At 75.4% G+C, this 26,226-nt stretch carries 21 protein-coding genes and 5 pseudogenes; 10 read left to right on the top strand and 16 right to left on the bottom strand.

Features of this window, described 5'->3' with window-relative positions; genetic code table 11:
* Positions 1-28: 28 nt before the first annotated feature.
* Positions 29-1,678: a transporter gene (locus tag MW084_RS12095; RefSeq protein WP_275563587.1), complete on the bottom strand. Its 1,650-nt coding sequence runs from the start codon at positions 1,676-1,678 to the stop codon at positions 29-31.
* On the bottom strand, positions 1,675-2,523 hold the full coding sequence (locus tag MW084_RS12090) for an ABC transporter ATP-binding protein (protein WP_010473162.1): 849 nt from the start codon (positions 2,521-2,523) through the stop codon (positions 1,675-1,677). The genes MW084_RS12095 and MW084_RS12090 overlap by 4 nt, the downstream gene beginning before the upstream one ends.
* Before the next feature lie 358 nt (positions 2,524-2,881).
* On the opposite strand from MW084_RS12090, the gene MW084_RS12085 reads away from it, so the two are divergent.
* Both MW084_RS12085 and MW084_RS12080 read left to right on the top strand, forming a co-directional pair.
* On the top strand, positions 2,882-4,264 hold the full coding sequence (locus MW084_RS12085) for an NsdA family TPR-like regulatory protein (RefSeq protein WP_029553690.1): 1,383 nt from the start codon (positions 2,882-2,884) through the stop codon (positions 4,262-4,264).
* An 81-nt stretch (positions 4,265-4,345) separates the two neighbouring features.
* Positions 4,346-5,572, top strand: coding sequence for a hypothetical protein (locus MW084_RS12080; RefSeq protein WP_050986818.1), 1,227 nt, complete (start codon positions 4,346-4,348; stop codon positions 5,570-5,572).
* A gap of 16 nt (positions 5,573-5,588) precedes the next feature.
* Here the strand turns inward: MW084_RS12080 and MW084_RS12075 are convergent, their stop codons facing one another.
* A complete protein-coding gene (locus MW084_RS12075) occupies positions 5,589-6,857 on the bottom strand; it encodes an ABC transporter substrate-binding protein (protein WP_029553691.1) in 1,269 nt (422 codons plus the stop codon).
* A gap of 238 nt (positions 6,858-7,095) precedes the next feature.
* Between MW084_RS12075 and MW084_RS12070 the strand changes: the two genes are divergently transcribed.
* Together MW084_RS12070 and purU are read left to right on the top strand one after the other, a co-directional pair.
* Positions 7,096-7,533 (top strand): SCO4402 family protein, encoded by a 438-nt coding sequence (locus MW084_RS12070; RefSeq protein ID WP_010473166.1) that lies wholly within the window; start codon positions 7,096-7,098, stop codon positions 7,531-7,533.
* 63 nt (positions 7,534-7,596) lie between these two features.
* Positions 7,597-8,448 carry a formyltetrahydrofolate deformylase gene (gene purU / locus MW084_RS12065; protein WP_010473167.1) on the top strand — a complete coding sequence of 284 codons (852 nt, stop codon included), beginning with the start codon at positions 7,597-7,599 and terminating at the stop codon, positions 8,446-8,448.
* Between the two features lie 21 nt (positions 8,449-8,469).
* On the opposite strand, the pseudogene MW084_RS12060 reads toward purU, so the two are convergent.
* The 4 genes and pseudogenes from MW084_RS12060 to MW084_RS12045 all read right to left on the bottom strand — a co-directional run.
* A pseudogene (locus MW084_RS12060) lies at positions 8,470-8,673 on the bottom strand (MDMPI N domain containing protein); the annotation flags it as partial.
* Between the two features lie 34 nt (positions 8,674-8,707).
* Positions 8,708-9,619 (bottom strand): annotated as a pseudogene (locus MW084_RS12055) (maleylpyruvate isomerase N-terminal domain-containing protein); the annotation flags it as partial.
* 102 nt (positions 9,620-9,721) lie between these two features.
* A pseudogene (locus MW084_RS12050) lies at positions 9,722-9,992 on the bottom strand (RNA polymerase); the annotation flags it as partial.
* Positions 9,993-9,995: 3 nt separating this feature from the next.
* Positions 9,996-10,306, bottom strand: a 311-nt coding sequence (locus MW084_RS12045; RefSeq protein WP_275563586.1) for a sigma factor, incomplete at its 3' end; no start/stop codon positions are given.
* 472 nt (positions 10,307-10,778) lie between these two features.
* Between MW084_RS12045 and MW084_RS12040 the strand changes: the two genes are divergently transcribed.
* Complete coding sequence (locus MW084_RS12040; protein WP_029553694.1) at positions 10,779-11,252, top strand: ATP-binding protein; 474 nt, start codon at positions 10,779-10,781, stop codon at positions 11,250-11,252.
* Positions 11,253-11,508: 256 nt separating this feature from the next.
* Here the strand turns inward: MW084_RS12040 and trxB are convergent, their stop codons facing one another.
* The 6 genes from trxB to MW084_RS12010 form a co-directional block, all read right to left on the bottom strand.
* Positions 11,509-12,483 carry a thioredoxin-disulfide reductase gene (gene trxB, locus MW084_RS12035; protein WP_010473175.1) on the bottom strand — a complete coding sequence of 325 codons (975 nt, stop codon included), beginning with the start codon at positions 12,481-12,483 and terminating at the stop codon, positions 11,509-11,511.
* A complete protein-coding gene (locus MW084_RS12030; protein WP_158684349.1) occupies positions 12,480-13,784 on the bottom strand; it encodes a S8 family peptidase in 1,305 nt (434 codons plus the stop codon). Before MW084_RS12030 ends, trxB begins: the two co-directional genes overlap by 4 nt.
* A 199-nt stretch (positions 13,785-13,983) precedes the next feature.
* Positions 13,984-14,427: a thioredoxin family protein gene (locus MW084_RS12025; protein ID WP_010473179.1), complete on the bottom strand. Its 444-nt coding sequence runs from the start codon at positions 14,425-14,427 to the stop codon at positions 13,984-13,986.
* Positions 14,428-14,500: 73 nt separating this feature from the next.
* Positions 14,501-14,854, bottom strand: coding sequence for a rhodanese-like domain-containing protein (locus MW084_RS12020; protein ID WP_010473180.1), 354 nt, complete (start codon positions 14,852-14,854; stop codon positions 14,501-14,503).
* Positions 14,842-16,257 carry a purine-cytosine permease family protein gene (locus MW084_RS12015; protein ID WP_010473182.1) on the bottom strand — a complete coding sequence of 472 codons (1,416 nt, stop codon included), beginning with the start codon at positions 16,255-16,257 and terminating at the stop codon, positions 14,842-14,844. The genes MW084_RS12020 and MW084_RS12015 overlap by 13 nt, the downstream gene beginning before the upstream one ends.
* Entirely contained in the window at positions 16,244-16,978 is a 735-nt protein-coding gene (locus MW084_RS12010; RefSeq protein ID WP_050986820.1) for a tRNA-dependent cyclodipeptide synthase, read from the bottom strand. Before MW084_RS12010 ends, MW084_RS12015 begins: the two co-directional genes overlap by 14 nt.
* A 261-nt stretch (positions 16,979-17,239) precedes the next feature.
* Here MW084_RS12010 and MW084_RS12005 point away from each other — a divergent pair, with 261 nt between their 5' ends.
* From MW084_RS12005 to MW084_RS12000, 3 genes and pseudogenes are all read left to right on the top strand, one after another.
* On the top strand, positions 17,240-18,160 hold the full coding sequence (locus tag MW084_RS12005) for a LysR family transcriptional regulator (protein WP_010473187.1): 921 nt from the start codon (positions 17,240-17,242) through the stop codon (positions 18,158-18,160).
* Positions 18,157-18,437: pseudogene (locus MW084_RS24575) on the top strand (helix-turn-helix domain-containing protein); the annotation flags it as partial. The gene MW084_RS12005 and the pseudogene MW084_RS24575, both read left to right, overlap by 4 nt.
* Position 18,438: 1 nt before the next feature.
* A partial coding sequence (locus MW084_RS12000) for a LysR substrate-binding domain-containing protein (protein ID WP_275563585.1) occupies positions 18,439-19,119 on the top strand: 681 nt, incomplete at its 5' end.
* A gap of 1,213 nt (positions 19,120-20,332) precedes the next feature.
* Here the strand turns inward: MW084_RS12000 and MW084_RS11995 are convergent.
* From MW084_RS11995 to MW084_RS11985, 3 genes are all read right to left on the bottom strand, one after another.
* Positions 20,333-21,655, bottom strand: coding sequence for a flavin-containing monooxygenase (locus MW084_RS11995; protein WP_010473190.1), 1,323 nt, complete (start codon positions 21,653-21,655; stop codon positions 20,333-20,335).
* 505 nt (positions 21,656-22,160) lie between these two features.
* Positions 22,161-22,853 carry a pyridoxine/pyridoxamine 5'-phosphate oxidase gene (locus MW084_RS11990; RefSeq protein ID WP_010473192.1) on the bottom strand — a complete coding sequence of 231 codons (693 nt, stop codon included), beginning with the start codon at positions 22,851-22,853 and terminating at the stop codon, positions 22,161-22,163.
* Between the two features lie 202 nt (positions 22,854-23,055).
* Positions 23,056-23,703 (bottom strand): TetR family transcriptional regulator, encoded by a 648-nt coding sequence (locus MW084_RS11985; protein WP_010473194.1) that lies wholly within the window; start codon positions 23,701-23,703, stop codon positions 23,056-23,058.
* A 521-nt stretch (positions 23,704-24,224) separates the two neighbouring features.
* Here MW084_RS11985 and MW084_RS11980 point away from each other — a divergent pair.
* A complete protein-coding gene (locus tag MW084_RS11980) occupies positions 24,225-25,052 on the top strand; it encodes a VOC family protein (protein ID WP_010473198.1) in 828 nt (275 codons plus the stop codon).
* Positions 25,053-25,261: 209 nt separating this feature from the next.
* Positions 25,262-26,177, top strand: a pseudogene (locus MW084_RS11975) (serine/threonine-protein kinase); the annotation flags it as partial.
* Positions 26,178-26,226 lie beyond the last annotated feature (49 nt).

The raw sequence follows: 26,226 nt of genomic DNA, 5'->3' as shown, positions 1-26,226 counted from the left end.
CCGCCGGGGCCGCGCCCGCCCGCGCCCGTCAGGCCTTGCTGACGGCCGCCAGGATCTCCGGGAGCCTGCGGGACGTGCGGCCCGCCGCCACGTGCAGTCCGCCCCACGTCAGCAGCGCCCCCCACGCCGCGCCCAGCGGCAGCAGCGGCCACGACCCGGCGGACGCCGTGTGCACCCACACCGCCGCCGCGATCAGCGGCACGCACAGCACCGCCGACAGCAGCATCCCGCCGAGCATCGACGCCCAGGCCAGCCCGCCCTGCCCGGGTGCCGCGTTCTTGTACGCGCTGTCCTGGGGGATCGAGTACGGGAAGAACGCCGACGCCCAGGCGCCCACCCCCAGCATCGCGCCCAGCAGCCCGTACGACAGGCCCAGGCCCTCCGCCAGCGCCCCCCAGTCGCCGAGGACCGCGACGGTCACCACCGTCACCAGCGTCGCGTACGGCAGCGTCACCAGCAGCAGCGCCAGCGCCCGCGCCCGCAGCTCGACGTAGGCGTCGCGCTTCGACGAGACGGTCGTCGCGACGATCCAGAACGCCGAGGTGTCCTGCCCGAACTGGTTGTACATCAGCGTCCCCAGCAGCCCCGCCGCGAAGCACGCCCAGTACACCGAGCCGGTCCCCTGCAGGGCGTTGAACACCGGGATGATCAGGCCCAGTGCGAGCGCCGTCACCCAGCCGGACTTGGCCTTCGGGTCCCGCCAGGCGTACCGCAGCGCCCGCTGCACCACCGCGCCCGTGCGCCCCTCCGGCAGCAACCGGGTCCAGCCGGTCCGGGAGCCGCCCCGGACCGCGTCCGCGCCCGTCGCCGCCGCGACTGTCGAGCCGTCCGGCGCCGTCATCAGCCTCGTCAGGCTCCGCCGCCACCACCACAGCAGCGCCGCCAGCGCCGCGGCCGACAGCAGCAGTTGGGCCGTGGCCGTCCCGTACGCGCCGCGGCCCGCCGCGTCGACCGCGCCGACCGCCGACGCCGGCGGCACCCACCGCACGACGTCCGCCGCCGGCTCCAGCCGCGCCAGTCCGCCCGCCTGGCCCAGCCGCTGCGCGCCGAAGTTCACGAACTGGATGCCGATCGCCACCACCAGGCCGCTCAGCAGCGCCAGGTCCCGCCCCTTGCGGGACGTCAGCAGCCGGATGTTGGCCGCCGCGACCGCACGGGCCAGCGCCAGGCACACCAGCAGCGCCAGCGGGACCGCCACCACCGCCACGGCCGCCGCGAACGCCCCGTGCGCCACCGAGATCCCCGCCCCCAGCACCAGGCACAGTGTGAACAGCGGGCCGGTGCCCACCAGCGACGCCACCAGCAGCGCCCACACCAGGGGCCCCGCCCGCAGCGGCAGCACCACCAGGCGCGTCGGGTCCAGTGTCTCGTCCCCGCTGGGGAAGAACAGCGGCATCACCGCCCAGCCGAGCGCGGCCAGCCCGGTCAGCAGCACCGCCGTCGTGGCCGCCTGCGGGTGCCCCCGCAGCAGCACCATGCCGAGCAGCTGGCCGGCGGCGAACAGCACGGTGAGGACGGCCGACACGACGAACACGGCGGTGCGGCCCGAGGACTGCCGCAGCCCGTTGCGCAGCAGCGACAGCTTGAGCCGCACGAACACCGACGTCAGCGTCCCCGTGCCCGCGGGACCCGCGGCCCCCGCGCCCGCAGTGCCCACCGCGCCGGACCCGTACGTCATCGGGCACCCCCCAGCCAGTCCAGGGAGGCGCCCGCGTCGCCGCCCGGCGCGCCGACCAGCTCCAGGAACGCCCGCTGGAGCGTCGGCGCGTCGCCGCGGACCTCCGCCAGCGGGCCGCACGCGCGGATCCGCCCGGCGGCCATCACCGCGACCCAGTCGCACAGGGACTCCACCAGTTCCATCACATGACTGGAGAACACCACCGTCGCCCCGGACGCCGTGTACCGCTCCAGCACCCCCCGGATCGTCTCCGCCGACACCGGGTCGACGCCCTCGAACGGCTCGTCCAGGAAGAGCACCTCGGGGTTGTGCAGCAGCGCCGCCGCGAGACCGATCTTCTTCCGCATGCCGGTCGAGTAGTCGACGACCAGCTTGTTCCGGGAAGTCGTCAGTCCCAGCACGTCGAGCAGCTGCGCCGCGCGCTTGTCGACCTCGGCGCCCGGCAGGCCCCGCAACCTCCCCGTGTACTCCAGGAGTTCGCCCCCCGACAGCCGCTCGAACAGCCGCAGCCCTTCGGGCAGCACGCCGATGCGGGACTTCACCGCCGCCGGGTCCCGCCACACGTCGTGCCCGGAGACCTCGACGCGCCCCTCGTCGGGGCGGAGCAGCCCGGTCACCATCGACAGCGTCGTCGTCTTGCCCGCCCCGTTCGGGCCGACCAGGCCGACGAACCTGCCGGCGGGCAGGACCAGGTCCACCCCCGCCACCGCGACCTGCTCGCCGAAGCGCTTCCACAGCCCTTCCACCCGTACGGCGGGCGGCCCTTCCACCCGTACGGCGGGCGGCGCCGCTCCCGGCTCCCCGCCCGCCCCGCCGACTCCCCGGTCCCGCTCCGGCACGGTCATCGCCGCCTTCCGCCACCTCGTCGATCACTTGTACGACACACCCTATAGAGCCCGCCGGGAGGAGCCCGGCCGCCGATTCCGGCCGTCCGCGCGGACCGGCGGCGCCCGCGGCCCCGGGAGGCCGAGGGGGCGGCGGACCGCTCCGGCAGCGCGGGTCGCACGGGTGTGCGGACGGGGCGGGCGGGCGGGGGACACCCGGAGACGCGGACGGGGCCGGTGCGGTATTCCTGGGGCGCACACCGCACAAGACGGCGCCTGTCGGTCATTCGGTACGACGGCGCCGCGTTCCGCATTCTCCGGACACCGCCGGGCAGCGATCGGGACGTTCGACCACCACCGGTACCGCAGGGGGTACGTCATGGCAGTGAGGCGACTCGCCGCCCGTCAGCCGAACGAACGGCTGCGGGCGCTCATCCGGGAGGCGGGGTGCTCCAACGCCGGGCTCGCCCGCCGCGTCAACACGGTCGGCGCGGAACGCGGGCTCGACCTGCGCTACGACAAGACGTCGGTGGCGCGCTGGCTGCGCGGGCAGCAGCCGCGCGGGCGGGCGCCGGGCGTCGTCGCCGAGGCGCTGGGCCGCAAGCTGGGCCGCCTGGTCACCGTCGAGGAGATCGGGATGGCGAACGGCGGGGACCCGGTGGGCGCGTTGGGGCTGGACTTCCCGCCGACCGTGGCCGCCGCCGTCGAGCGGGCCTGCGACCTGTGGCGCGGCGACGCGGACCGGCGGGACCTGCTGGCCGGTTCGCCGGCGGTGGTCTCCGCGCTCGTCGAGCCCAGCCGGGACTGGCTGATCACCGAGCCGGACGCGCAGGTGGCCCGGACGGCGGGCGCCAGGATCGGCCCGGCGGACGTGTGCGCCGTGCGGGAGACGACGGAGGCGCTGGCCGGCCTGGACCACCGGCTCGGCGGCGGGCACGTGCGCCCCGTGGTGGTCCACTACCTGAACGGCGTGGTCTCGGCGATGCTCCGCGGCTCGTACCGGGAGCAGGTGGGGCGGGGGCTCTTCGCGGCGGCGGCGCGACTGACGGAACTCGCCGGGTACATGGCGGTCGACACCGGCCGGCCGGGGCTCGCGCAGCGGTACTACGTCCAGGCGCTGCGGCTCGCGCAGGCCGCGGGCGACCGGGCCTACGGCGGGTACGTCCTGGCCGCGTCGATGAGCCACCTGGCGGCGCAGCTCGGGAACCCGCGCGAGACGGTCCAGTTGGCGCGCGCCGCGCAGGAGGGCTCCCGGGGGCGCGTCACCCCGCGTACGGAGGCGATGTTCCTGGCGGCCGAGGCGCGGGGCCACGCCCTGCTCGGGGACGAGCGCGCCTGCCGGGACGCGGCGGGCCGGGCCGTCGCCGCGCTGGACCGGTCCGATCCGGACTCGGGCGACGACCCGGAGTGGATCGCCCACTTCGACCACGCCTACCTCGCCGACGAACTGGCCCACTGCCACCGGGACCTGGGCCGGGCGGAGGAGGCGGCGCGGGCGGCGGGCGAGGCGCTGGACGGGCACCCGGCGACGCGGGTGCGGCGCCGGGCGATCGGCCTCGCCCTGCTGGCGGCGGCCCAGGTGCAGCAGCGGGAGGTCGAGCGGGCCTGCCACACCGCGGCCCGGTCGGCCGAACTGCTGGGCACGCTGCGGTCGTCGCGCGGCACGGAGTACCTGGAGGACCTGCGGGCGCGGCTGGAGCCGTTCCGGAGCGAGCCCGCCGTGCGGGAGACCGTGGCGCGGCTGGAACCCCAGGCCGGGTAACGGCCGCACCCGTGTGCGAGGGCGGTGTCCCACCCGGTAGCGTGAGCCGACGCTTCCGTAGGTTCACACGTAGGAGTCCCGGTGACGCAGAGCGGACACGGCCAGGAGGGCCAGTCGTGGGGCCAGGCCCCTGGCCAACCCTGGGGGCCGCCGCCCCCGCGGGCCGTGCCCGAGGAGGACTCCGCCACGCAGTACCTGCGGCCGGTCCCCCCGGCGCCGCGGACCGCCCCGGAGGAGGACTCCGCCACGCAGTACCTGCGGCCCGTCCCCCCGGCGCCGCTGCCGCCGGAGCGGGGGCAGGCGCCGGCGGAGAACCCGTCGGAGTCGACCCAGTTCCTGGGCACCGGCTTCGGCGCGCGGCAGGGGTACCCGCAGCAACCGCCCCGGCACCCGCAGGGGACACCGCCCCACCGTCAGCCGCAGGCCGACCCGGACGCGGAGGCCACGCAGTACATCGCGCCCGTGCCGGGGCACACCGGGCCCCCGGCGGAGTTCGACAACCTGTTCCGCGACGGCACGGCGGGCGCCACCCAGCGGATGCCGCGCGTCGAGCCGCCCGCCCCGCACCCGGGGCACGGCCACCCGCCGCAGCAGCCCCACGGCCACCGGCCGCCCCCGCCGTACGCGGACCCCCGCGACCACGACGACCACGACGGGTCCGGACGGCGCCGCTCCTCGAAGCTGGTGCTCGCCGCGGCCGTCGTCGTCGGGTGCGCCGTCGTGGGCCTCGGCGCGGGCGCCCTGATGAGCGGCGGCGACGAGGCGCCCGAGCCGGCCGGCGACAAGACCGGCGCGGTTTCCGCCCCGCCGTCCGCGCCGGCCCCGGCGGCGTCCTCCGCGCCGGCCCCGGACCCGGTGAAGAAGCAGGCGGAGGAGCTCGACAAGCTCCTCGCGGACAGCAACGACAGCCGCGAGGCGGTGATCCGCTCCGTCGAGAACATCAAGAAGTGCCAGGCCCTCGACAAGGCCGCCGCCGACCTGAAGGAGGCGGCCGGTCAGCGCCGGGAACTGGTCAACCGGCTGCGGGACGTCGAGATCGACAGGCTGCCGGACCACGCCGAGCTCTCGGCGTCGCTCACCAGGGCATGGGAGGCGTCCGCCACCGCCGACGACCACTACGCGGCCTGGGCCCGGCAGGTCAAGAGCCCCAAGAACTGCAAGGACGGCCGCGCCCGCAACACCGCCAGCACCGCGAAGGCGGCCGTGGCCAGTGGCGACGCGACCGCCGCGAAGCGTCAGGCCGCACGTCTGTGGAACGGCATCGCCGAGACGTACGGCCTGACCAAGCGGCAGCCCACCCAGCTGTAGGGGCGGGCCGCGGCCTTCAGGAGGAGCGGGCTTCGACGAGCGTCGGGCCGACGTCCACGAAGCCGGTGCGCTGGGCGACGAGACGCCCCTTGCGCACCACCTGGAAGGTCACCGCGTGGTTGACCAGCCGGGGGAAGCCGGGGGTGCCGAGCATGTCCTCGTACCGCCAGCGCAGCGTCGGGGTGAGGCCCCCGGTGTCCACCCGCAGACCGCGGTCCAGGGTGAGTGTGATCTTGCCGGGGGTCACCTTCTCCTGGCCGATGGCCTCCACGACCCGCTTGAGGACCGTGTACGCGATCCAGGTGGTCTGCACGCCCGCGTCGGCCGGGTCGATCCGGTTGTCGCCGAAGGCCTGCTCCTGGATCACCCGCCGCATCGGCTCCCAGCGCGGGTCGCCGGGGGCCGGGTACCAGCCGGTGACGTACGCCCCCTCGAACGGCCCGGAGGCGCCGCCCGTCCGGTCGACGAGCAGCTGGTCGACGCTGCCCAGCACGGACGAGATCCGGATGTCGCGGCCGTCCGGGGCGAGTCGGCGGAACGAGTCGAAGAAGTGCGCGGTCCGCTCGCCGAGCGTGGCGGTGACGCAGCCGCGCTCCTCGCCGGCCCGCTCCCGGGAGCGGTCGGCGACGGCCGCGTACTCCCCGGCGTCCTCGGCCGCCGGGATGTCGTACGCCTTGCTCTGCTTGCCGTGGGCGAGGCCCGAGTTGATCAGCGCGGGCAGGTAGTCGCCGGCGACCGTGTCGGGCCGGACCAGCGAGACCCGCTCGCAGGAGGCGGCGAGCTGCATGCCGTTCCCCGCGAGCAGGGCGACCTGCCCGCCGTTGACGGGATAGGAGAGGTAGCTGCTGAACTCCTCGTCGGACAGGCCGTAGCCGCCGATGTACGGGATGTTCGCCGCCTCCAGGGTCGCCATGAAGGCGCGGCCGTGCTGGCTGTACGAGCCGACGACGGCGGCCACGCCCTCCTTGACGGCCTTGCGGGCGCAGGTCGCGGCGCCCGTCGCGGTGTTGCCCTCGTTGCAGGTGATCACCCGCAGTTCGTGCCCGGCGAGGCCGCCCTGGCTGTTGGCCCAGCGCGCGTACGCCTCGGCCATCGCCGGCATGCCGGGCATGTTGGTCGCCTTGGTCTCCTGGGGAGCCCAGGTCATCACTGTGATGGGTTCCCTGGAGCCCCCCGTGGCTCCAGGGAGGCCGCCGCAGCCGGCGAGGAGGGACGTCGCGGCGAGAGCCGCTGCGGCCCTGAACGTGAGAGAGGTGGCAAAGCGTCGCCTGCCGTTACCGGTCATAGACACGCACACTTCCTGCCCATCGGTAACGCGGGAGTGAGGGTGGTTCAACGACCGGTGACGTGAAGGTGAATTGCAGGCGCCGCCTGGCGCGTACGGTGGAAGACGTACCGCTCGTACGCTCCACCCGCCCGGCGGTGCGCCCCCGGCCCGTCCGGGCCGGCCCCGGGCCGCGCCCGCGAGGTGAACGCGGACGAACCCTTCCCGTCCCGGCCGCCGCTCGTCCACCATGGGCGCCATGCCCCTGAACGACATGCCCTGGTGGCGCTGGCGCGCCAACGTGCGCTCGGCGCTGCACATGCTCTCCGACGTCCGCTTCCACGAGCAGTGCTGGCTGGCCGGCGCCGACGGCTACGGAGACGTCACGGACGCCGTCTACCGGCTGGTCGAGGACACCTGGCTGGACAACTGGTCCGCCGAGAAGTACGTCGGGACGATGTTCCGCGACCAGGCCGAGGCCCGGCTCGTCGACCTGGCCGTGCTGCGGGTCCTGCGGATCCTGCACCAGGTCGGCCCGGACGCGCCCGTCTCCGCGTACCTGGAGCACCCCGGCTGGCCCGAGGCCGTGCACGCCGCCCGCGACGCCCACGTGCGGCTCTCGGCGAACGACGGCGAGGACCCGGACGCACCGCCCCGGCCGCTGCACGCCCTGCGGGCGCTGACGGGCGCCGCGTAGGGGCGGGACCCGGCGGGGCGGACGCGCCCGGGACGCGCCCGCCCCGTGTGGCATGCTGCCGGGATGACCGACCAGTACGTCCTCACCCTCTCCTGTCCCGACAGGCCGGGCATCGTGCACGCCGTGTCGAGCTACCTCCTGGCCACGGGGTGCAACATCGAGGACAGCCAGCAGTTCGGCGACCGCGGCACGGGCCTGTTCTTCATGCGGGTGCACTTCTCCGCCGGGACGCCGGTGGCCGTCGACGGGCTGCGGGCCGGCTTCGCCGCGGTCGGCGACTCCTTCGGGATGGACTGGCGGATCCACCGCGCCGACGAGCGGATGCGGGTCGTGCTGATGGTGTCGAGGTTCGGCCACTGCCTCAACGACCTGCTGTTCCGCACCCGGATCGGCGCGCTGCCGGTGGACGTGGTGGCGGTGGTGTCCAACCACACGGACTTCGCGGAGCTCGCCGCCTCGTACGACGTCCCCTTCCACCACGTCCCGGTCACCCCGGACACCAGGGCGCAGGCCGAGGCCCGGCTGCTGGAGCTGGTGCGCGGCGAGAACGTCGAACTGGTGGTGCTCGCCCGGTACATGCAGGTCCTGTCGGACGGCCTGTGCGGGGCGCTCGGCGGGCGGATCATCAACATCCACCACTCGTTCCTGCCGAGCTTCAAGGGCGCGAAGCCCTACCACCAGGCGCACGAGCGCGGCGTGAAGCTGATCGGCGCGACGGCCCACTACGTGACGGCGGACCTCGACGAGGGCCCGATCATCGAGCAGGAGGTCGAGCGGGTGGGGCACGAGGTCACCCCCGAGCGCCTGGTGGCCCTGGGGCGCGACGTCGAGTGCCGGGCGCTGGCCCGCGCGGTCGGGTGGCACGCGGAGCACCGCGTCCTGCTGAACGGCGGCCGCACGGTCGTCTTCCGCTGAGGGCGGTCCGCCCGCCGGCCCCTACATGCGGCTCAGCGAGGCCGCCGCGTACAGGACCTCCCGGACGGCCTCCCGGTCGCCCTCCTGTCCCGCCGCCGCCTCCTCCGGCGTGACGCGCCCCGCCACCAGCCGGCAGAACTCCACGCCGTCCAGCGCCACCAGCGCCACCTCCTCCTCCGGCCCGGCCGCCGCCCGCGGGTCCAGGGCGACGTGCCACCGGCCGCCNCCCGCCCTGTCTCGTCCCGCCGCCGCGCCGGNNCCCGCGCGCCCGCCCCGGCGGTTTCGCGGGCCGGTTGCGCGGACCCGGCGCGGCGGCGGGACAGCGCGGCCGGCAGGAGGCGCACCGCCAGGCCGACCATCTCGCGCAGGTGCGCCCCCGAGGGCGGCTCGTACGGGTAGTCCACGGCCGACGCGATGTCCTCCGCGTGCACCCAGCACTCGAACGCCCGCTCCACCAGGGCGTCCCGCAGGGACAGGGACGACGGCCCGTACGGCACGGGCAGCTCCGCCGCCCCGGACCCCGCGGACGACACCGCCCGCACCAGCGCGTGCGCCTGGTCCCGCCACGGGGCCCGCACGCACCGTTCCTCCCCGTCCCGCGCCAGGGCGCGCCAGAGCACCTCCGTGCGCTCCACCGGCCCGTGCGGCGGCCGGCCCGCCAGGACCGGCTCCACCGGGTCGCCCAGGCCCAGGGCCGCCGCGACCAGGCCGTCCACCGCGAACAGGTGGCCGATGACGCCCGTGACGTCCGTGCGCCGGTCCGGCCGCCGCCCCTCCTCGAACCACCCCAGCCGCACCGGTGCGCGCCACTCCTCCCGGCCGATGTCCCGGAGCAGCGCGTCCAGCCGCGCCGTCTCCGCGTCGTACGGGCCGGCCCAGCAGGGCACGGGGACGCGGGCGGGGCGGCGGACCAGGCAGTTCTCCAGCACCCGCGACCGCAGCGCGGGGTCCAGGTCCAGGTCGCGCTCGCCGTGCAGCAGGCCGACCGCGTCGCGCAGCCGCAGCGCCTCGTCCGCGCAGGGGGCGCACTGGGCCAGGTGCGCCCCGACGGCGGCGCTCTCCTCGGCCGAGCACGCCGCCAGCGCCCACGCCCCGAGGAGCGAGCGGAGCGTCTCGTGCGGCGGGTCCGGCTCCGGCGGCGGGCCGGGCGGCGGGACCGGGTCGCCCGCCGNNCNGCCCGCNGCGGGCCCGGGCCCCGGTATCCGCGGGCCCCGGGACCCGGCGCCCGGCCCGGTCCGGGCGCCGCCGCGGCCACCGCCGTCCGCACTCCCCGTCACAGCGGCGGCCCCCAGGGGCCCGGGGCCGCCCCGTCCGGCGGACGGGTGCGCGCGGTGGCGAGCAGCTGGAGCCCCAGCCGCAGCCGGCGCCGCGCCTCCTCCTCGGTCACACCGAGGTGCGCGGCGGTCTGCCGGCAATCCCGGCGCTGGAAGTACGCCGACTCCAGCGCCGTGCGCAGCGACTCGGGCATCGCCGTGACGATGTAGTCGGCGCGGGCCGCCGCGGCCGCCCGCCGCACCCGCCGCTCCAGCTCCTCCGCCGAGCCCNCNCCGCCCTCGGCGAGCGCCCGCGCCCCGTCCCGCCGCAGCCGCCGCACCGCCCGCCGGCGGGCCAGCCGGGCGATCCAGGCCCGCAGCGAGCCGTCCGTCCGCGGGTCGTACGCGCCCGGGTTCTCCCACACGTGCTCGAACACCTCCCGGGTGACCAGGTCGGCGGCCCCTTGGTCCGCCAGCACGCGGCGGGCCGTGTGGTGGACGAGCGGGGCGAAGCGGTCGTACAACTCGCCGAGCGCGGCCGCCTCTCCTCGTGCCAGCCGCCGCTGCATCCCCTGGTCCCAGCGGGGCGGTGTGTCCTTGGACATCCTTCGAATGTAGTGCGGGGCCCCGGCGCCGCACTGTCCTTCGGGCAACTGCCGGCATCCGGGCCGGAAGGATGGTAAAGGGGCCGCCGCCCGGGGCCGGGCCGCCCGGGGCCGGGGCGCCCGCCGGGGCCGTTCCGACCCGACGCGGCGNGCGCGNCCGTCCGGCAGCCGGACGGTCACGCTCGGTGAGGGGCGCGGGGTGTGCGGGGCGGCGGCGCGCAAGGGGGCCGCCGACGGGCGGCGGGATCGCCGGCGGGGCCGCACCGGCCGTGTGCGGGCGGCGGCGTGGCGGTCGCGGGTCCGCGTTCGACTGGGCGAAAAGTGCGTCGCACAGTATGCACCAGCCGTACTCCTTCGCGCGGGAATATGCCCGAAGCGCTTGTTTCGGTGACGGAACGTCAACCATGCTGAGCGCCCAAGGTTCGCTGTGAGGCGCGAGGCGATGTGTCCGCCGGTTCGGATGGTGTGAGCGGTGCAGGTGCTTCAGGTTCAGTTGGAGGTCGGGCCGGATCCCGCGGAGGTGGGGCGGGCCCGCAGGTGGGCGAGGTCGCGGCTGGCCGGTTCGGGGATAGACGCCGACGAACCGCTCGCCGACACCCTCGTGCTCCTGATCTCGGAGCTCGTGACCAACGCCGTCGTGCACACCGGCTGTCCGGCCGTGCTGCGGCTGCTGTTCGGGCCGGGCGGCGCCGGCGCGGGCATCGTCCGGGTGGAGGTGGCGGACGACAGCGCCTCCCCGCCGCAGCAGCGCAGGGCGGACGGCGCCGACACCCACGGCCGGGGACTGGAGTTGATCGACGGACTCGCCGACCGGTGGGGCTGGCAGCCGGAGGGGCGCGGCAAGCGCATCTGGTGCGAGATGGACAGGAGCCCGGCGGTGCTCGCCCGGGCGGCGCACGAGCCGGAGGCGTACGAACCGCCCCGGACCGTGACCAACACCGTCTGACGACCGCTTCCCCGTACGCCGGTCGCCGCGGGGCGCCGGTCCGGTGCCGCCGGCGCCGGTGGTTCGCGGCGGTGCGCGGTGATCTGCGGCGAGGGGACGCCGAGGGCCGGTGACGGTCCTCGGCGCGTGCGGACCGGCCCCCGCCGGATGTCGCGGCGGGGGCCGGGAGGCGGGGNCCCGGGTCCGGCGGGGCCCTCGCCGCACCCGCCGGACCCGAAGGCCCCCACCCGTCCACGACCTCCCAGGCGGGGGGTGCCTAGGGAGTGGAGAACTCCCCACTGAGTTCCCTGTCGTGGAGCTTCGCCAGGTACCGCTCGGCGTCCAGGGCCGCCGCGCATCCGGTACCGGCCGCGGTGACGGCCTGGCGGTAGACGTGGTCGACGACGTCGCCCGCCGCGAACACCCCCGGCACGCTGGTGCGGGTCGACGGCGCGTCCACCCGTACGTACCCGGCCTCGTCCAGGGCGAGCCGGCCGGCGAAGAGCTCGGTGCGCGGGTCGTGGCCGATCGCGACGAACAGCCCCGTCACCGCCCGGTCCTCCGTCGCCCCGGTGGCCGTGTCCCGGAGCGTGACGCCGGTCAGGCCCGTGCCGGTGTCGCCGTGCAGGGCCACCACCTCGCGTTCGAAGGCGAAGGAGATCCTCGGGTCGGCGAAGGCCCGCCGCTGCATCGCCTTGGAGGCCCGCAGGGTGTCCCGCCGGTGGACCACCGTGACCGAACGGGCGTACCGACTCAGGAAGGTGGCCTCCTCCAGCGCGGTGTCGCCGCCGCCGACCACGGCGATGTCGTGGCCCCGGAAGAAGAACCCGTCGCAGGTGGCGCACCAGGAGACGCCCCGGCCGGACAGCTCGTCCTCCTTGTCCAGGCCGAGCTTGCGGTAGCCCGACCCGGTGGCGACGACGACGGTCCGCGCCAGGTGCTCGCGCCCCGAGCCGTCGGTGATCCTCTTGACGTCGCCCGCCAGGTCGACGTCGACCGCGTCCAGGTCGACCAGTTCGGCGCCGAACCGTTCCGCCTGGGCCGCCATGGCGTCCATCAGCTCCGGTCCCTGCACGCCCCGGGGGAAGCCGGGGTAGTTCTCCACCTCGGTGGTGGTGGCCAGCGAACCGCCGACGAAGGTGCTGCCGCGCAGGACCAGCGGGCGGAGGTCGGCCCGGGCGGTGTAGAGGGCGGCGGTGTAGCCGGCGGGGCCGGAGCCGATGACGACGACGTCGCGGATGTCGCCGCTCACCGGTCGGCCCGTCCCCCCGTACCGCCGGTCGGGCCGGTGTACAGCAGCAGGTTCCGGGAGTCCGTGCCCGCGTCCAGCACGCGGTCCTTGGTGGCGGCGGCGATGAGCGCCTCGTCCAGCTCGACCGGCGTGGCCTCGGGGTGGGCGGCCAGGTAGAGGGCCGCCGCGCCGGTGACCTCGGCGGTGGCCGCGGAAGTGCCGGTGAGCCTGACGTAGGAGCTGTTGCTCAGCGCGCCGGCGGTGGTGATGTCGGTGCCGGGCGCGAACAGGTGGACGCAGTAGCCGTAGTTGGACCAGGCCGGCCGCCGGTCGCTGCGGTCGGTGGCGGCGACGGTGATGGCGGTGGTCTGCCGGGCGGGGGTCGTCTCGCAGGACTCGATGCCGTTGCCCGAGCTGTCGCCGTTGCCCGCGGCGGCGGTGTACGCGATGCCCTTCTCGGTCATCTGGTAGAGCTGGAGGTCGAGCACCGAGCCCGGCTCGCCGGAGAAGCCCAGGTTGACGACGGAGGGGCCGTCGGCGTTGGCGGTGATCCAGTCGACCGCGGACATGATGTGCTCCAGCGTGCCGGTGCCGTCGCAGCCGAAGGCGCGCACCGACTTCACGGTGGCGCCCTTGGCGACACCGCTCCACAGTCCGGCGGCGGTGGCCGCGGAGGCGGTGCCGTGGCCGTTGCAGTCGCCGGCGCCGCCGGGGGCCTGCCTGATGGCGTCGTACACGCCCTGGGCCCGGCCTCCCATGAACTCCTGGTGGCCGACCCGCACACCGGTGTCGACGATGTAGGCGTCCACGCCCGCACCGGTGCTGGAGAACTTGTAGGTGTTGTTCAGGGGCAGGTCGCGCTGGTCCACGCGGTCCAGGCCCCACGAGGGCGGTGACGTCTGGACGCCGCCGCCGAGGGCCGCCACTCCCGTCGCCCCGGCGTCCAGCTTCCGGACGGCCTGCTGCTTCCCGGCGACGCGGTAGACGCGGTCGCTGGTGATCGAGTCGACGCGGGTGTCCTTGTAGTAGGAGGTCACCTGCTCCGGGGTGAGCGACACGGAGAACGCCTGGGAGGCGGCGTGGTACACCCGCCGCAGCGTGCCGCCGTTGGTGGCGATCACCTCGTTCGCCCGCCGGGTGACCGCCTCCTTGGTCGCCTCGGTGCTGTTGATCTCGATGACGTACACGCCGGTGGTGGAGGCGGAGGCGGACGAGGGCCGGTCGGCCGGGGCGGCCGAGGAGGCCGGGCCGGCGATCAGGACGGGAAGGGCCACGCCGGCCGCCACGGCCGCCGTCGCGCTCCTCAACAGGGACTTCTTCATGGGGGGATGGGCCTTTCGCCGGTGTTCTCACGAGGGGCCGCCGCGTGTCGCGGCGGCAGGGGACGGGGGGCTTGCGGGTGTGCCGCGGGTGCGCGGCGCGCCGGTGGTGCGTGCGGGGTGTTCGGCNGGGGATCCACGGGGGCGGCGCCCGGGGCGGACGTGCCGCCGCCGCGGGGAGCGGCGGCGGCACGGGTGGCCCTTACAGGTTGTTCAGCCAGTTCCGCAGCGAGGTCGGGCCGTCGAAGCCCACCATGCGGCTGCCGGCCTCCTTGCCGTTCTGGATGTTGAGCAGGGCCGGGATGCCGCGGACCGCGTACTTGTTGTACAGGTCCCGGTTCCTGTCGACGTCGACCTTCGCCCACACCCAGGCGCCGTTGTCGGCGGTGTTGTACTGCTGGAGGTACGGCTTCTGCTTCTGGCACCAGTAACACCAGCTGGCGGTGAAGTCGAGCACCACCGGCTTGGTGTACGACCACTGCATGACCTGCGCGTAGTTGGCCGAGGTGACGTCGACGACGTTGGGGATCGTCGCCGCGGCGGGTGCCTCGGCCGCCGGCGCCGCCGGGGCGGCGACGGCGGTGGCGGCGGTGCCGCCGAGGAGCATGGCGACGGCCGTGGCGGCCACAGCCAGTTTGCGATACATGATCGTTTTCCTTCCGTGGGGGTTGGGGATGGTCGTGCGCGTGCGGGGGNCGGGGNAGTGCGCCGGGTGTCGTTCAGCCCGCGGCGGTCTGCGTCGGCAGGCCGTGGGCCACCCAGTCCTCGATCCCCTCGCGGTACTTGCGCACGTCCGTGTAACCGAGCGACACCAGGCGCGCGCCGACGAGTTCGCTGTTGCGGCACGGCACGTTCGCGCAGTACACGACTATGGGGGCGGTGCGGTCCGGGAGTACGGTGGGCGCGAGTTCGTCGGTGAAGCGCGCCGCCTCCTCGTAGGGGAACCCCGGAATGTTCACCGCGCCGGGCAGGTGCTCGCGTTCGTAGTAGGCGGTCGGCATCGTGTCGACCACGACGACCTTCCCGGCGTCCATCTCGGCTTTCAGTTCGTCCCGTTCGATCAGGGGTAGCACGTCGGCCTCCGGTCCTCGTCCTGCCGTTCGGCCGGCAGGGGGGTCTTTGGGGCGGGGGTGCGGCGCCGGGCCTCCATCGCCCGGCCGGCCAGCGCGTAGAGGGCGAAGGCGGCCACGACGGCGTTGATGGCGGGGATCCCGGCGTCCAGGTACACGCCGGCCAGCGTCCCGGCGGCCCAGCAGACCAGCGACAGGGGCAGCCAGTTCGGGATGTCGGGCTCCCGGCCCGTGCGGCGGGCCCGTTCCAGGTCGGCGCGGTACCGGCGCACCACGTAGTACTCGGCGATGATGATCCCGGCCACCGGCGGGGCGAGCACCCCGATGGTCTCCAGGAAGCCGGTGAAGTCGTCGGCGATGCCGGCGGCGGACAGGACGGTCCCCACCGTGCCGATCACCAGGGTGACGCCCCGCCGGCCGACGCGGCGGCCGAAGAGGACGTCGACGCTGTTGACCGTGGCCAGCGCGGACGAGTACAGGTTCCAGTCGTTGATCTTGAGGATCGACGTGGCCAGGATCAGGGTGCCGAGGAGGCCGGAGGAGGTGGTGATGATGCCGACGATGTCGGCGGTGCGGGCTGCGTGCCCGAGCATCACCGCGGTGAGCCCGATCAGGTACTCGCCCAGCGTCACCCCGAGCAGGGTCTGCTTGACGACGTCGGAGGGGCGGCGGTTGAAGCGCGTCATGTCCGGGGTCATCAGCGCGCCCAGGATGAACGCGCCTGCCACCAGCGTGGTGCCCTCGGCCAGGGTGAGGACCGGGCCGGGGGGCGCCCCGGTCAGCAGCTCGTCCAGCGGGTGGCCGACCAGCGTCTCGGCCACCGACCAGCCGGCCAGGATCAGGAACGCCGGCACGGTCAGGTAGGCCGTCCACGCCATGACCTTGAAGCCGTGGACCGAGATGGCGGTGACCGCCGCGCCGCCCGCCACCGCCCAGGCCCATTCGGGGACTCCGCCGGCGAGGTCGTGCATGCCCCGGGCGAAGACGCCGTTCTGGACGCCGAACCAGCCGGCGAGGCTGAGTGCCACCAGCATGCCGACGGCGGCGGAGCCCTTGCGGCCGAAGCCCGACCAGCGGGCCAGCACCGAGGTGGACACGCCCTCCTTCACCCCGGCGACGCCCATCAGGATGGTGACGACCTCCAGCATCACCGAGCCGACGGTGATGGCGATCACCGCGTCGGTGAACGTCATGCCGTAGCCCAGTACGGCCCCCACCATGAACTGCTGGAAGGAGGAGACCTGCCCGAAGCGCTGCACCGCCACGGAGAACCAGGAGTGGCGGGCCTCCTCGGGCACCGGGGTCAGCGAGTAGTCGTCCAGGGCCTCGTTCCCGGCGGACCGGGCGGCTGCCCCGGCGTCCTCCGGCGGGGCGGCGCCTCCTCGTCCGGCGTCAGCCGACCCCATGGGCCACCTCCCGCACGGGGGCGGCCGGTTCCTCCGCCGCGGGGACGTCCCCCGCCGCCTCGCGGACGACCAGGAAGCCCTGTCCGTCCACCGGCCGCCAGCTCAGCTCGTGGCGGAAGAAGCGCTCCAGGAAGGCGACCCGCTGGTGGTAGACGAAGAACGACGGCCCGTGGCCCGCGATGCCCCCGGAGTCGACGAAGAGCGGCAGTTCGGCGAGGAAGTAGCGGACGGCGCCGCGCAGTTGCTCCTCGGTCGGCACGGTGCCCGGCGGCAGCTTCCGGTCCAGCACCCAGTGCGAGGCGTCCAGGCAGGCCGCGCGGAAGTCCCCGTCCTCGTGGAAGCGGCGGTGCGCCTCGTCGAGCAGCTCCGTGTAGCGGGCCGTGCCGTGCAGCCGGTCCATGCCCAGGACCAGGTCCTCGGGGTGCTCCACGCCCTCCGCGCGCAGGGCGGTGCAGATCTTGTTGTGCACGTACTGCCCCTGGCGCTGGGCCTTGTGGCGGGCGCGGGCCGGGTCGTACCCCAGTGCCTCCAGGGTGTATGCGGCCGCCGCGTCGGGCACGAAGAAGTGGACGCCGGGAAAGCGCGTCAGGGCCCAGTCGGCCAGCCGCCGCAGTCGCGGTGTGCTGAAGTAGCTGTTGAAAGGGCTGACTCCGATGCACACGTGAACGGCTTCCGGCAATAGGCCGCGACATCGCTCGGTAAGTGGTTCAATCTCAAACATATTCGCTCTCAAGTAGTGGTGTGGATGAGCCCCCCTCGCACGGTCGGGCCGGCGGCCCATGAGGCGATGAGTGGAATGGTGACGGCCCGCCGCGGGGTTGAGTAATGCCGGGCGGTTATGCCATCGGCGCAATTCCCGCCAGTGCGGCGCAGCGTGTTCGCCGGTGGACCATCGGTGACTTTCGGGAACATGAAAACCGCAAATCGAACGCGTTGAGTCCCAGCCCTGGCAAAGGTTCCGGGAAGCGGCTTAACTATTGACATGGACCTGCAATTCCGCCACTTACGTCAGCTGTGCGTCGTCTCCGAGACCGGAAGCCTCAACAAGGCCGCGACGGTCCTGGGGCTCCCCCAGCCCGCTCTGAGCCGTCAGATCCGGAGGCTGGAGGAGCTGTTCGGCGGGACGCTGTTCGAACGTGACCAGCACGGCACCCGCCCCACCCCCCTGGGCAGCGCCGTCCTGGACCACGCGGAGTCCATCCTCCGCTCCTTCGACGACTTCGGTGAGCAGGTGCGCGACTACCGCATGCTGCGCCGCCGGACGCTGCGGATCGGCGGAACGGCGTGCAACGTGTTCTACGAACCCCTCCTCCGCTCCCTGCGGCGGCTGCCGTCCGAGGAGCGGGTGCAGATCGTCACCGCGCCCTCCGGCCGCGAGCTGATGGGCCTGCTGCGGGAGGGGGAGATCGACATCGCCCTGCGGGACCACCAGGCCGTGAGGGGCCCCCTCCCCTCCGACGAGGGCCCGATCGCGCACGTCCCCTGGGCCGAGAGCCCGGTACTGCTCGCGGTGGCCGCCGGCCGCCCCCCGGCCGTCGCCGAACGGCTCACCATGGCGGACCTGGCGTGCGAGGACTGGATCTCGTGCACCGGCCCCGACGCCTGCGACGAGTGGCTCCGCCGGATCTGCGCCCCCCACGGGTTCACCCCGCGCATCACCCACGACATCGCGGTGGCCGGCCCCCGCTGCCCGGTGATCCGCCACCAGGGCTGCGTCGCCCTGACCCAGGCGTACCGCCCCGTCCAACCGGGCGTGGTGCGCCGCCCGGTGGCCGACCTGGACCTGCGGGTGACCCACCTGGTGGCCTACCGCAGGGAGAGCTGGGTCGCCGCCCGGATGCCGAAGCTGGTCTCGCTGCTCTCCGCCGCGCACCGCGAGCTGTCACTCGCCGGATCGCCATGAACGTGGAGGTCCAGGACCTGCGGGTGCTGCGGGCCGTGGCCGACACGGGGAGCCTGGCCGGCGCGGCCCGCGCGCTCGGCGTCAGCCAGGCCGGCGTCACCCGCCGCATCCAGCACCTGGAGCGGGCGACCGGGCTCGTCGTGCTCCGCCGCGACCACCAGGGGGCCCGCCTCACCGCCGCCGGCCGGCTGCTGCTGCTCTGCGCCGACGAACTGCTCCCGAAGATCGACCGCCTCCTGGCCGCCGGCCGGCACGAGGACCCCGCCGCCACCGCCGGNCCGCCGACGGAGCGCCTGCGCATCGGCACGGTCCCGACCCCCGTCCTCCCCCTGGTGGCCGCCCACGCCCGGGCCCTGCTCCCGCGATCCGCCGTCGAGCCGTGCACCCTCCTCGACGCGTACCGCGAGCCGGCCGCCGACCCGCGGACCGCGGCCTTCGGCGCCGCCCTGCCGGACCTCTTCCGCACGCACCGCCTCGACCTGGCCGTGGTGCGGCACTCCTCCGTGCTGGACGGGCCCCTCCCCGGCCCTTTGGAGTCCGCCGTGCTCGCCGAGGAGGACATGCTGATCGGCACCGCGACCGACCACCGGCTGGCCGGGCGCCCCTCGCTCTCCCTCGCCGACCTGACCGGTGAACTGTGCCTGCTCGTCGGAGGCCGCCGCCACGCCGACCTGCGCCGCCACTTCACGGCGGCCGTGCGGCACGCCGGTGTGGACGTCGAACTGCGCCGGACGTCCGACGAGGCCGAGGCGGCGGCGCTGGTCTGCGGGGTCCGCGGCGTGCTGCCCGCCTACCCGCTCCCCGCGCCGGCGGTCGGAGTGGCCTACACCCCGCTGTCCGACGCCGGCACCCGCCACCGCCTCCTGCTGGTCTGGCCGTCGGACGGCGGCGCCGCGGCCTGGGCGCCCGGACTGGCGGAGGCGGTCCGGGAGGCGTACCGGAGCGGGAGGAGGACGTGAGCCGGGAAATTCGCCGGGACGCCGGGGACGCGAGCGTCCGCCGTGCGCTGTTCGAAGCCGGCGGGCGGCGGGCGGCGCACCGCGGGCGGAGACGGGACTCGTATCCGTGTGAACTACTCTGCCGGCCTCCGCCCCGCCTTTCGGGCACTCCGCCGAATACGGAAGGAACCCCGGGGAACGGTGCGAAGCCCGGACCCCCGTCGGTCGGCGCGCTTTCCTGCCGGTACCGGGAATACCGGCATCCGTCGGCCACGACGGGAATGCCCCCCGCCCGCCGCCGGGCGGTGCGCGGTCAATGCGGCCCGAACCCCGTCATGCCTTTCCGGCAACGGGCCGTGCCTTTTCTCCGTATCCCGCCTCGGATTTCAGGGAAGACGGCTCCGCCGTCCGGAAAGTCGGGATGCGGGAGGACGGGGAAAGGGGAGGCGAGTGGCCGGCGGGGCCCGGACGGCGGGCCGGGGCGGTGGGCCTGGGTGGTGGGGTTCGGTCGGTGTGGTTCGGACGGCGGGATCCGGGTGGTGGGGTTCGGTCGGTGTGGTTCGGACGGCGGGATCCGGGTGGTGGGGTTCGGTCGGTGTGGTTCGGACGGCGGGCCGAGGCGGTGGGGTTCGGTCGGTGTGGTTCGGACGGCGGGCCGAGGCGGTGGGGTTCGGTCGGCGTGGTTCGGACGGCGGGCTCGGGTAGCCGGGTTCGGACGGCGGCGCCCGAAACGGCGGAGGCGGAGGCTCTCCCGGCGCCGGTGCCCGAAACGGCGGGGGCGGGGGCTCTCCCGGCACCGGTGCCTCTTGCGGTTCCGGCGGCTCCGGGCCCTTGGCCGCTGGTTGTCGGCTGCGGCCCTTCGGCCGGCGGCTGTGAGTCGTCGGCCCTTCCGGTCGCCGGTCGCCGGACGGCGGACGGCGGGGACTGCGGGTTCCGGCTGCCGGGCCACGGCCCTCCGGCCCCCGGGGCCTCCGGCTGCCGGACCCCGAACCCGGTCCGGGCCCCGGAGCACGGGGCGCCGGTCCGCGCCGGTCCGGGGTGCGCTGCCCCGTACGGGAACGCCGCTTGCCCGCCCCTCCCGTACGGGAACGCNGCCCACCCCGCCCCGTACGGGAACGCCGTCCATCCCCACCCTGTATCGGTGCCGAACTCGTACGGGCACGCCGCCCCCGTACGGGTACGAGGTCGTCGCGCGGGGGCCGGCGGGGCGCGCCCACGCGGGTTCGGCCGGCCGTCAGCGCGGCAGGCTGACCGGCTGGAAAGCGCCGGGCGGAAGGACGTCCGGGGGCCCTTCGGGGCGGTCCGCCGACTCGGCGCCCGCCTCCCCGGCCGCTCGAAGGGCCTCGGGGTTCCCCTCCGGGCCGTGGCCGCCGTGCACCCCGTAGGGGGCCGGGGGCTGCGGGGTCGCCGCTATGGCGCGGGCCACGCGCCGTGCCTCCGCCGCCAGCTCCCGCAGCAGGCCGCCGAGCGGCCGGGCGAAGCCCACGAAGTACAGGCCCGGCGCCTCCGCCGCCGCACGCGCCCCCCGTGCGCGCGGGCGGCCGTCCGCGTCCAGTACGCCCAGGTGGCCCACCAGGCCCTCCAGCGCACCCTGGTAACCGGTCGCCGCTATCACCGCGTCCGGGTGCACCACCGAGCCGTCCGCCAGCGCGACCCCGCCGTCCTCCCCGAAGCCGGTCACCGCGGCCACCGGCTCCACCCGTCCGCGCCGCACCGCGTCGACCAGCCCCGTGTCGTGCACCGGCACCGAGCCGTCCCGCCGCAGCCGCGCGTACGGGCCGGTGCCCGGGCGCGGCAGCCCGTACGCCGACAAGTCCGGCACCGTCACCCGCTGCACCGCCCGCAACAGCCGGTCCGCCGCCCACACCGGCCACCGCCGCAGCAGGACCGCGGTCCTCTGCGCGGACCAGCCGGCGACCGAACGGCGCACCACGTGCGGCGCGGTGCGGACGGCCAGCCGCACCCGTGCCGCACCGCCCTCCGCCAGGTCGACGGCTATCTCCGCGCCGCTGTTCCCGGCGCCGACCACCAGCACGTCCTTGTCCGCGTACGGGGCGGGGGAGCGGTACGCGGCGGCGTGCCGCAGGTCGCCGGCCCACTCCTCGCGGCCCGGCCAGGCGGGGAGCACCGGGACGTGCGCGGCGCCCGTCGCGACGACGACCGCGCGCGTGGTCAGGCGCCGCCCGCCGGAGGCGTGCAGCACCCAGCCGCCGCCCCCGTCCCCGTCACCCCCGTCCGGTGCCGCCCGCTCTATGCGGACCACCTCGACGCCGGTCACGACCTCCAGGCCGTGCCTCCGCGCGTACTCCTCCAGGTACCGCACCATGTCGTCGCGCGACACCCAGCGCCCGAACGACCGGGGCATCGGCAGGCCGGGCAGGGCGGACATGCGGCGCGTCGTGTGCAACCGCAACCGGTCGTAGTGGCGGCGCCAGGACGCGGCGACGGCGGGGGACTTCTCCAGGACGACCGCCCGCACCCCGCGCCCGCGCAGCGCCGCCGCCGCCGCGAGCCCGCCGGGGCCGCCGCCGACGACGTAGACGGGCGGCCCGAGCACGGGGGCCGGGGGCGTGNNGGNCNNNNACNCATCGTAAGGGCATGGACGCCGAGCGTAACGGTCGCCGCGCCCGCCGTACCCCGGCCCCGGCGGAAAACCGCTCCCGGCGGGGGCGCCCCCGCGCCCCCGCGGCCCCGGCCCCTACAGGCCCCGCTCCCCGGCGGCCCCGCGCGGGCACCGGTGGCGGACCGGGAGGAGAGCCGGCGGCGGGCCCCGGCGCGAACGGCCGGACCCTCCCGAACGGCCCCGGGAGGGACGCGGAAGCGGCGCGGGCGAGCCCGGCCCGGCCCGGTCGCCCGTATCCGTTCGTACCTCCCGGCCCACCCGGTCCGCCCGTGCCTTCTCGGTCCGCCGGGTCCGCCCGTACCCGCCCGGTCCGCCGGGTCCCGCCCGCCCCGCGCTGCGACGGCCTGCCGCCCGCCACCTGCCGTCCGTGTCCGACCGTGTCCGTCAGCGTCCGTCGGCGTCCGCCGGCACCCGTCCGGGTCCGGGCCGCGCCGGGGGGTCAGGGCCAGAGCAGGCCGCGGGACCACGGGGCGGCGGATGACGCATGGTCGTAGCGCAGGCGGACGTGGCGGCGGCGCGCGTCCCCCTGGAAGAACTCCGCCTCCCGGGGGGCCAGGCGGTAGACCGTCCAGGTCGGGGCCTCGGCCGCCGGGTCGGACCCGGCCCGCTCCCAGGCCCGTGCGCTCGCCTCCGCGAGCTCCCGCGGGGAGGCGAGCGGTGCGCTCTGGCGGCCGGTCAGCGCCGCCGCGAGGGCGCCTGTCGAGCGGGCACGGAGATCGGCCCGCGCCTCCTCGGGCGTGCCCGGGGCGACGGGACCGCGCAGGCGGACCTGGCGGCCCCGCAGCGGCCAGTAGAAGTGCAGCGCCGCGTACGGGCGGGCGGCGAGCTGGCGCCCCTTGGCGCTGGTGGAGTGCGTGGCGAAGCGCCAGCCGTGCCCGTCGGCGCCGTGCAGCATCACCGTCCGCACGTCGGGGCGGCCGTCCGCGCCGACGGTGGCGAGCTGCATGGTGTGCGGCTCGGGCTGGCCCGCCTCCGCCGCGTCCAGGAACCAGGCGTGGAACAGGTCCAGCGGATCGTCCGGGGCGGTCAGCGGATCGAAGGCGGGCAGGTCGGTGTCCCACACCCGCAGGGCGTGGAGCGCCGCCTCGAAGGCGGCGTGCGTGGCGTGGGGGCCGGAGGTGCCGTGCGTCATGAGGACATCATGGGCCCGGCGCGGAGGGGCGGAGGGGGTACGGGGTGCCCCGGGGTACGGGGTGCCCGCGGCCGTCCGTCGCGGGGCGCGCCTCCGGAGTGACAGGACGTGCCGTGACCGGAGCGCCGGGCGGTCGGGCGGGGCCGTACGGGAGGTGCCGGGGCGCGGGNNNGGGNTCGTGCGGGAGGTGCCGTACGCGCCCCTACTTCGCCGGCTTCTTGCCGGTGATGCCTAGGTGGACCAGGACCGCGAGGTTCGGCCGGAGCTCGGCCTGCTTGACGCCCCAGGTCTGGAAGCCCTTCTGGTGCGACGCCACCGACGCCAGCATCGTCACCAGCGCCCCGGCCATCGCGGCGGGGTTCACGTCCTTGTCGACCCGGCCCTTGGCCTGGAGTTCCTTCACCGCGTCCGTGAGGGAGCCGGTGACCGAACCGAGGATCCGCATGCGGATCTTGTAGAACCGCTTGTCGCCCTCGGCGGCTCCCAGGTCGACGACGCGCAGGATCGCGTCGTGCCGCCGCCAGAAGTCGAGGAAGCCCTCGACGAGCTCCTCCGACGCCTGTTTCGCCGCCTTGCCGACCCAGGACCGGCCCGATACCAATTCGGTCAATCCTGCGCCATCCTTCGCCATTTCCTCGGCGATCTCCAGGACGGCGCCCTCGACGTCCGGGAAATACTGATAGAACGTCGCAGGTGAAGTGCCCGCCTTCCGGGCCACGTCGATGACTTTGACGTCCCGGTACGGCGAGGAGCTGAGCATCTCGCTGAGGCAGTCGAGCAGCTTCTGCCGCGTCGCCTGGCCGCGCCGGCCGGCCACGCGGCCGTCGACGGTGCGTACTTGTCCTGTCATGTCGTCAGCTTACCGACGGGTGTTCGGCGCGCGATTCGGCCGACTGCAAATGGGTGCGGAGCCGTGCGCGGACTGTTCCCGACGGGTTTTCCGGGAAGGCCTGGCGGGCGCCGGGGGAGGTCCCGAGGGAAGACCCCGGGAAGACCCGGGGAAGACCCGGAGAGGGATCTCGGGGAGGCCGGAGAGGGATCTCGTGGAGGCCCGGGAGAGGGCCCCGGGAGGACCTCGGGAAGGCCTCCAGGGGGACCCTGGAGAGAGTCCGGAGAAGGCGCCGGGAGAAGGCGGCATCGCGGATTCGCCGGCCGGCCCCGGGGCGGAACGCCGCGTTCCCGGCCGCGCCTTCCGCCCGTCTCCGTGCCTCTTCTGCTGCGGAATGATTATCAACAGGCTGTGGAAAACCCCGGTGGACAACTTCCCGGCGGGCTCCCTCCCCCTGCGCGCGCCCCGCACCCGCATTAGCGTGGCCGTGACGGGCACACATGATCCGTAGTGCGCCCGTGCACAGGGAAGGAACCACGCCCATGGCAGCGACCGCGGAACGTGCGCCGGGAGGCGCCCCGGAGGAGAAGCCGGAGGGCACGCCCTGCTGGGCGGACGTGCTGCTGCCGGACCTGGAGGCGGGCAAGCGCTTCTACGGCGAGCTGTTCGGCTGGACCTTCGCCGACGAGGGCGAGACCTACGGCCCCTACGCCACCGCCCTCAACGACGGCCGGCGCGTCGCCGGGCTCGCCCCCAAGCGGGACGGCCGCATGCCCACCGCCTGGGGGGTCTACCTGGCCACCGTCGACGCCGTCGCCCTCGCCGCCCGCGTGCGGGAGGCCGGCGGGCAGGTCATCACCGAGCCCATGCGCGTCGGCGCCGCCGGCATCACCGCGCTCGTGGCGGACCCCGGCGGGGCCGTCTTCGGCCTCTGGCAGGCCGAGGAGCACGCGGGCTTCGAGAAGGAGGGCCTGCCCGGCTCGTACTGCTGGACCGAGGTGTACACCCGGGCCCGCGACAAGGACGCCGTCGACGCCTTCTACGACGCCCTCTTCGGCTACCGCACGCGCGACCTCGACGACCCGTCCGTCGACTTCCGCGTCTGGTCCCCGGCCGGCGCGGGCGAACCCACCGACGCCGACGCGATCGGCGGGCGCAGCGTGATCGGGGAGGCGTTCCCCGCGGAGATGCCGGCCCACTTCCTGGTGTACTTCGCCGTCGCCGACTGCGACGAGGCGGTGGCCGCCGCCGTCCGCCTCGGCGGCCGCGTCACCGAGGACCCGTTCGACACGCCGTACGGCCGGATCGCGCTCCTCGCCGACGACCAGGGCGCGGCCTTCGCCGTACTGGCCGACCCCAGGGCGGCCTGAACCGCCGGCCCGCCACCGCGGGCGTCCGGGGCGGCGGGCGGGCGGCCGTGGAGCGCCGCGACCGCCGCCCCGCCGCCTTTGGCACGCCTGTCCCCTTACGGGTGAGACACCCCGATCCGCCCCCGGGTTCGCCACCATCGCCCCGGACATGAAGAATCAGGGGGCACAGGGCCGTACCCTCATGGCCCTGACGGGGAGGTGGCAGGCAAGTGGAGCAGCTGACGCAGCACGACCCGAGACGGATCGGCCCGTTCGAGGTGCTGGGCCGGCTCGGCGCCGGCGGCATGGGCCTGGTCTATCTCGCGCGGTCGGCGTCCGGCCGCCGCGTGGCGATCAAGACCGTGCGGACCGAGCTCGCCGAGGACCAGCTGTTCCGCGTTCGCTTCACCCGGGAGGTCGAGGCCGCGCGGGCCGTGTCTGGCTTCTACACGGCCGCCGTCGTCGACGCCGACCCGCGGGCCCCCGTGCCGTGGCTGGCCACCGCCTACGTTCCCGCGCCCTCCCTCGAGGAGATAGTGAACGAGTGCGGGCCGCTGCCCGCGCCCGCCGTGCGCTGGCTGGCCGCCGGCGTCGCCGAGGCCCTCCACTCCATCCACGGCGCCGGCCTCGTCCACCGCGACCTGAAGCCGTCCAACGTCCTCGTCGTCGAGGACGGGCCGCGCGTCATCGACTTCGGCATCGCCTCCGGCGTCTCCAACACCCGGCTGACGATGACCAACGTCGCCGTCGGGACGCCCGCCTACATGTCGCCCGAGCAGGCGCGCGACTCGCGCAGCGTCACCGGGGCGAGCGACGTCTTCTCGCTCGGCTCCACCCTGGTGTTCGCCGCGACCGGGCACGCGCCGTTCCACGGCGCCAACCCCGTCGAGACCGTCTTCATGCTGCTCCGCGAGGGCCCCGACCTGGAGGGGCTGCCCGAGGAGCTGCGCCCGCTGATCGAGTCCTGCATGCAGACGGACCCGGCGCTCCGCCCCACCCCGGCGGACCTCCAGGCGCAGCTCGCCCCGCACCTCTTCGCCGGCGACGACGACGGCGGCACGGCCTCCGCGTGGCTGCCCGCGCAGGCCACCGCCATGATCGAGCACCGGCGCGGCGGCCGTCCCACCGCGCCCCCGCCCCCGCCGGNNCTNCATCCCCCTCTCCCGCTGCCACCCCCACCCCACCTTGCAACACC

Origin of the sequence: Streptomyces sudanensis (assembly GCF_023614315.1) — a bacterium.
Taxonomy (GTDB): domain Bacteria; phylum Actinomycetota; class Actinomycetes; order Streptomycetales; family Streptomycetaceae; genus Streptomyces; species Streptomyces sudanensis.
The sequence above is the reverse complement of the archived record's forward strand: the minus strand, read 5'-3'. Positions and strand labels throughout refer to the sequence as shown.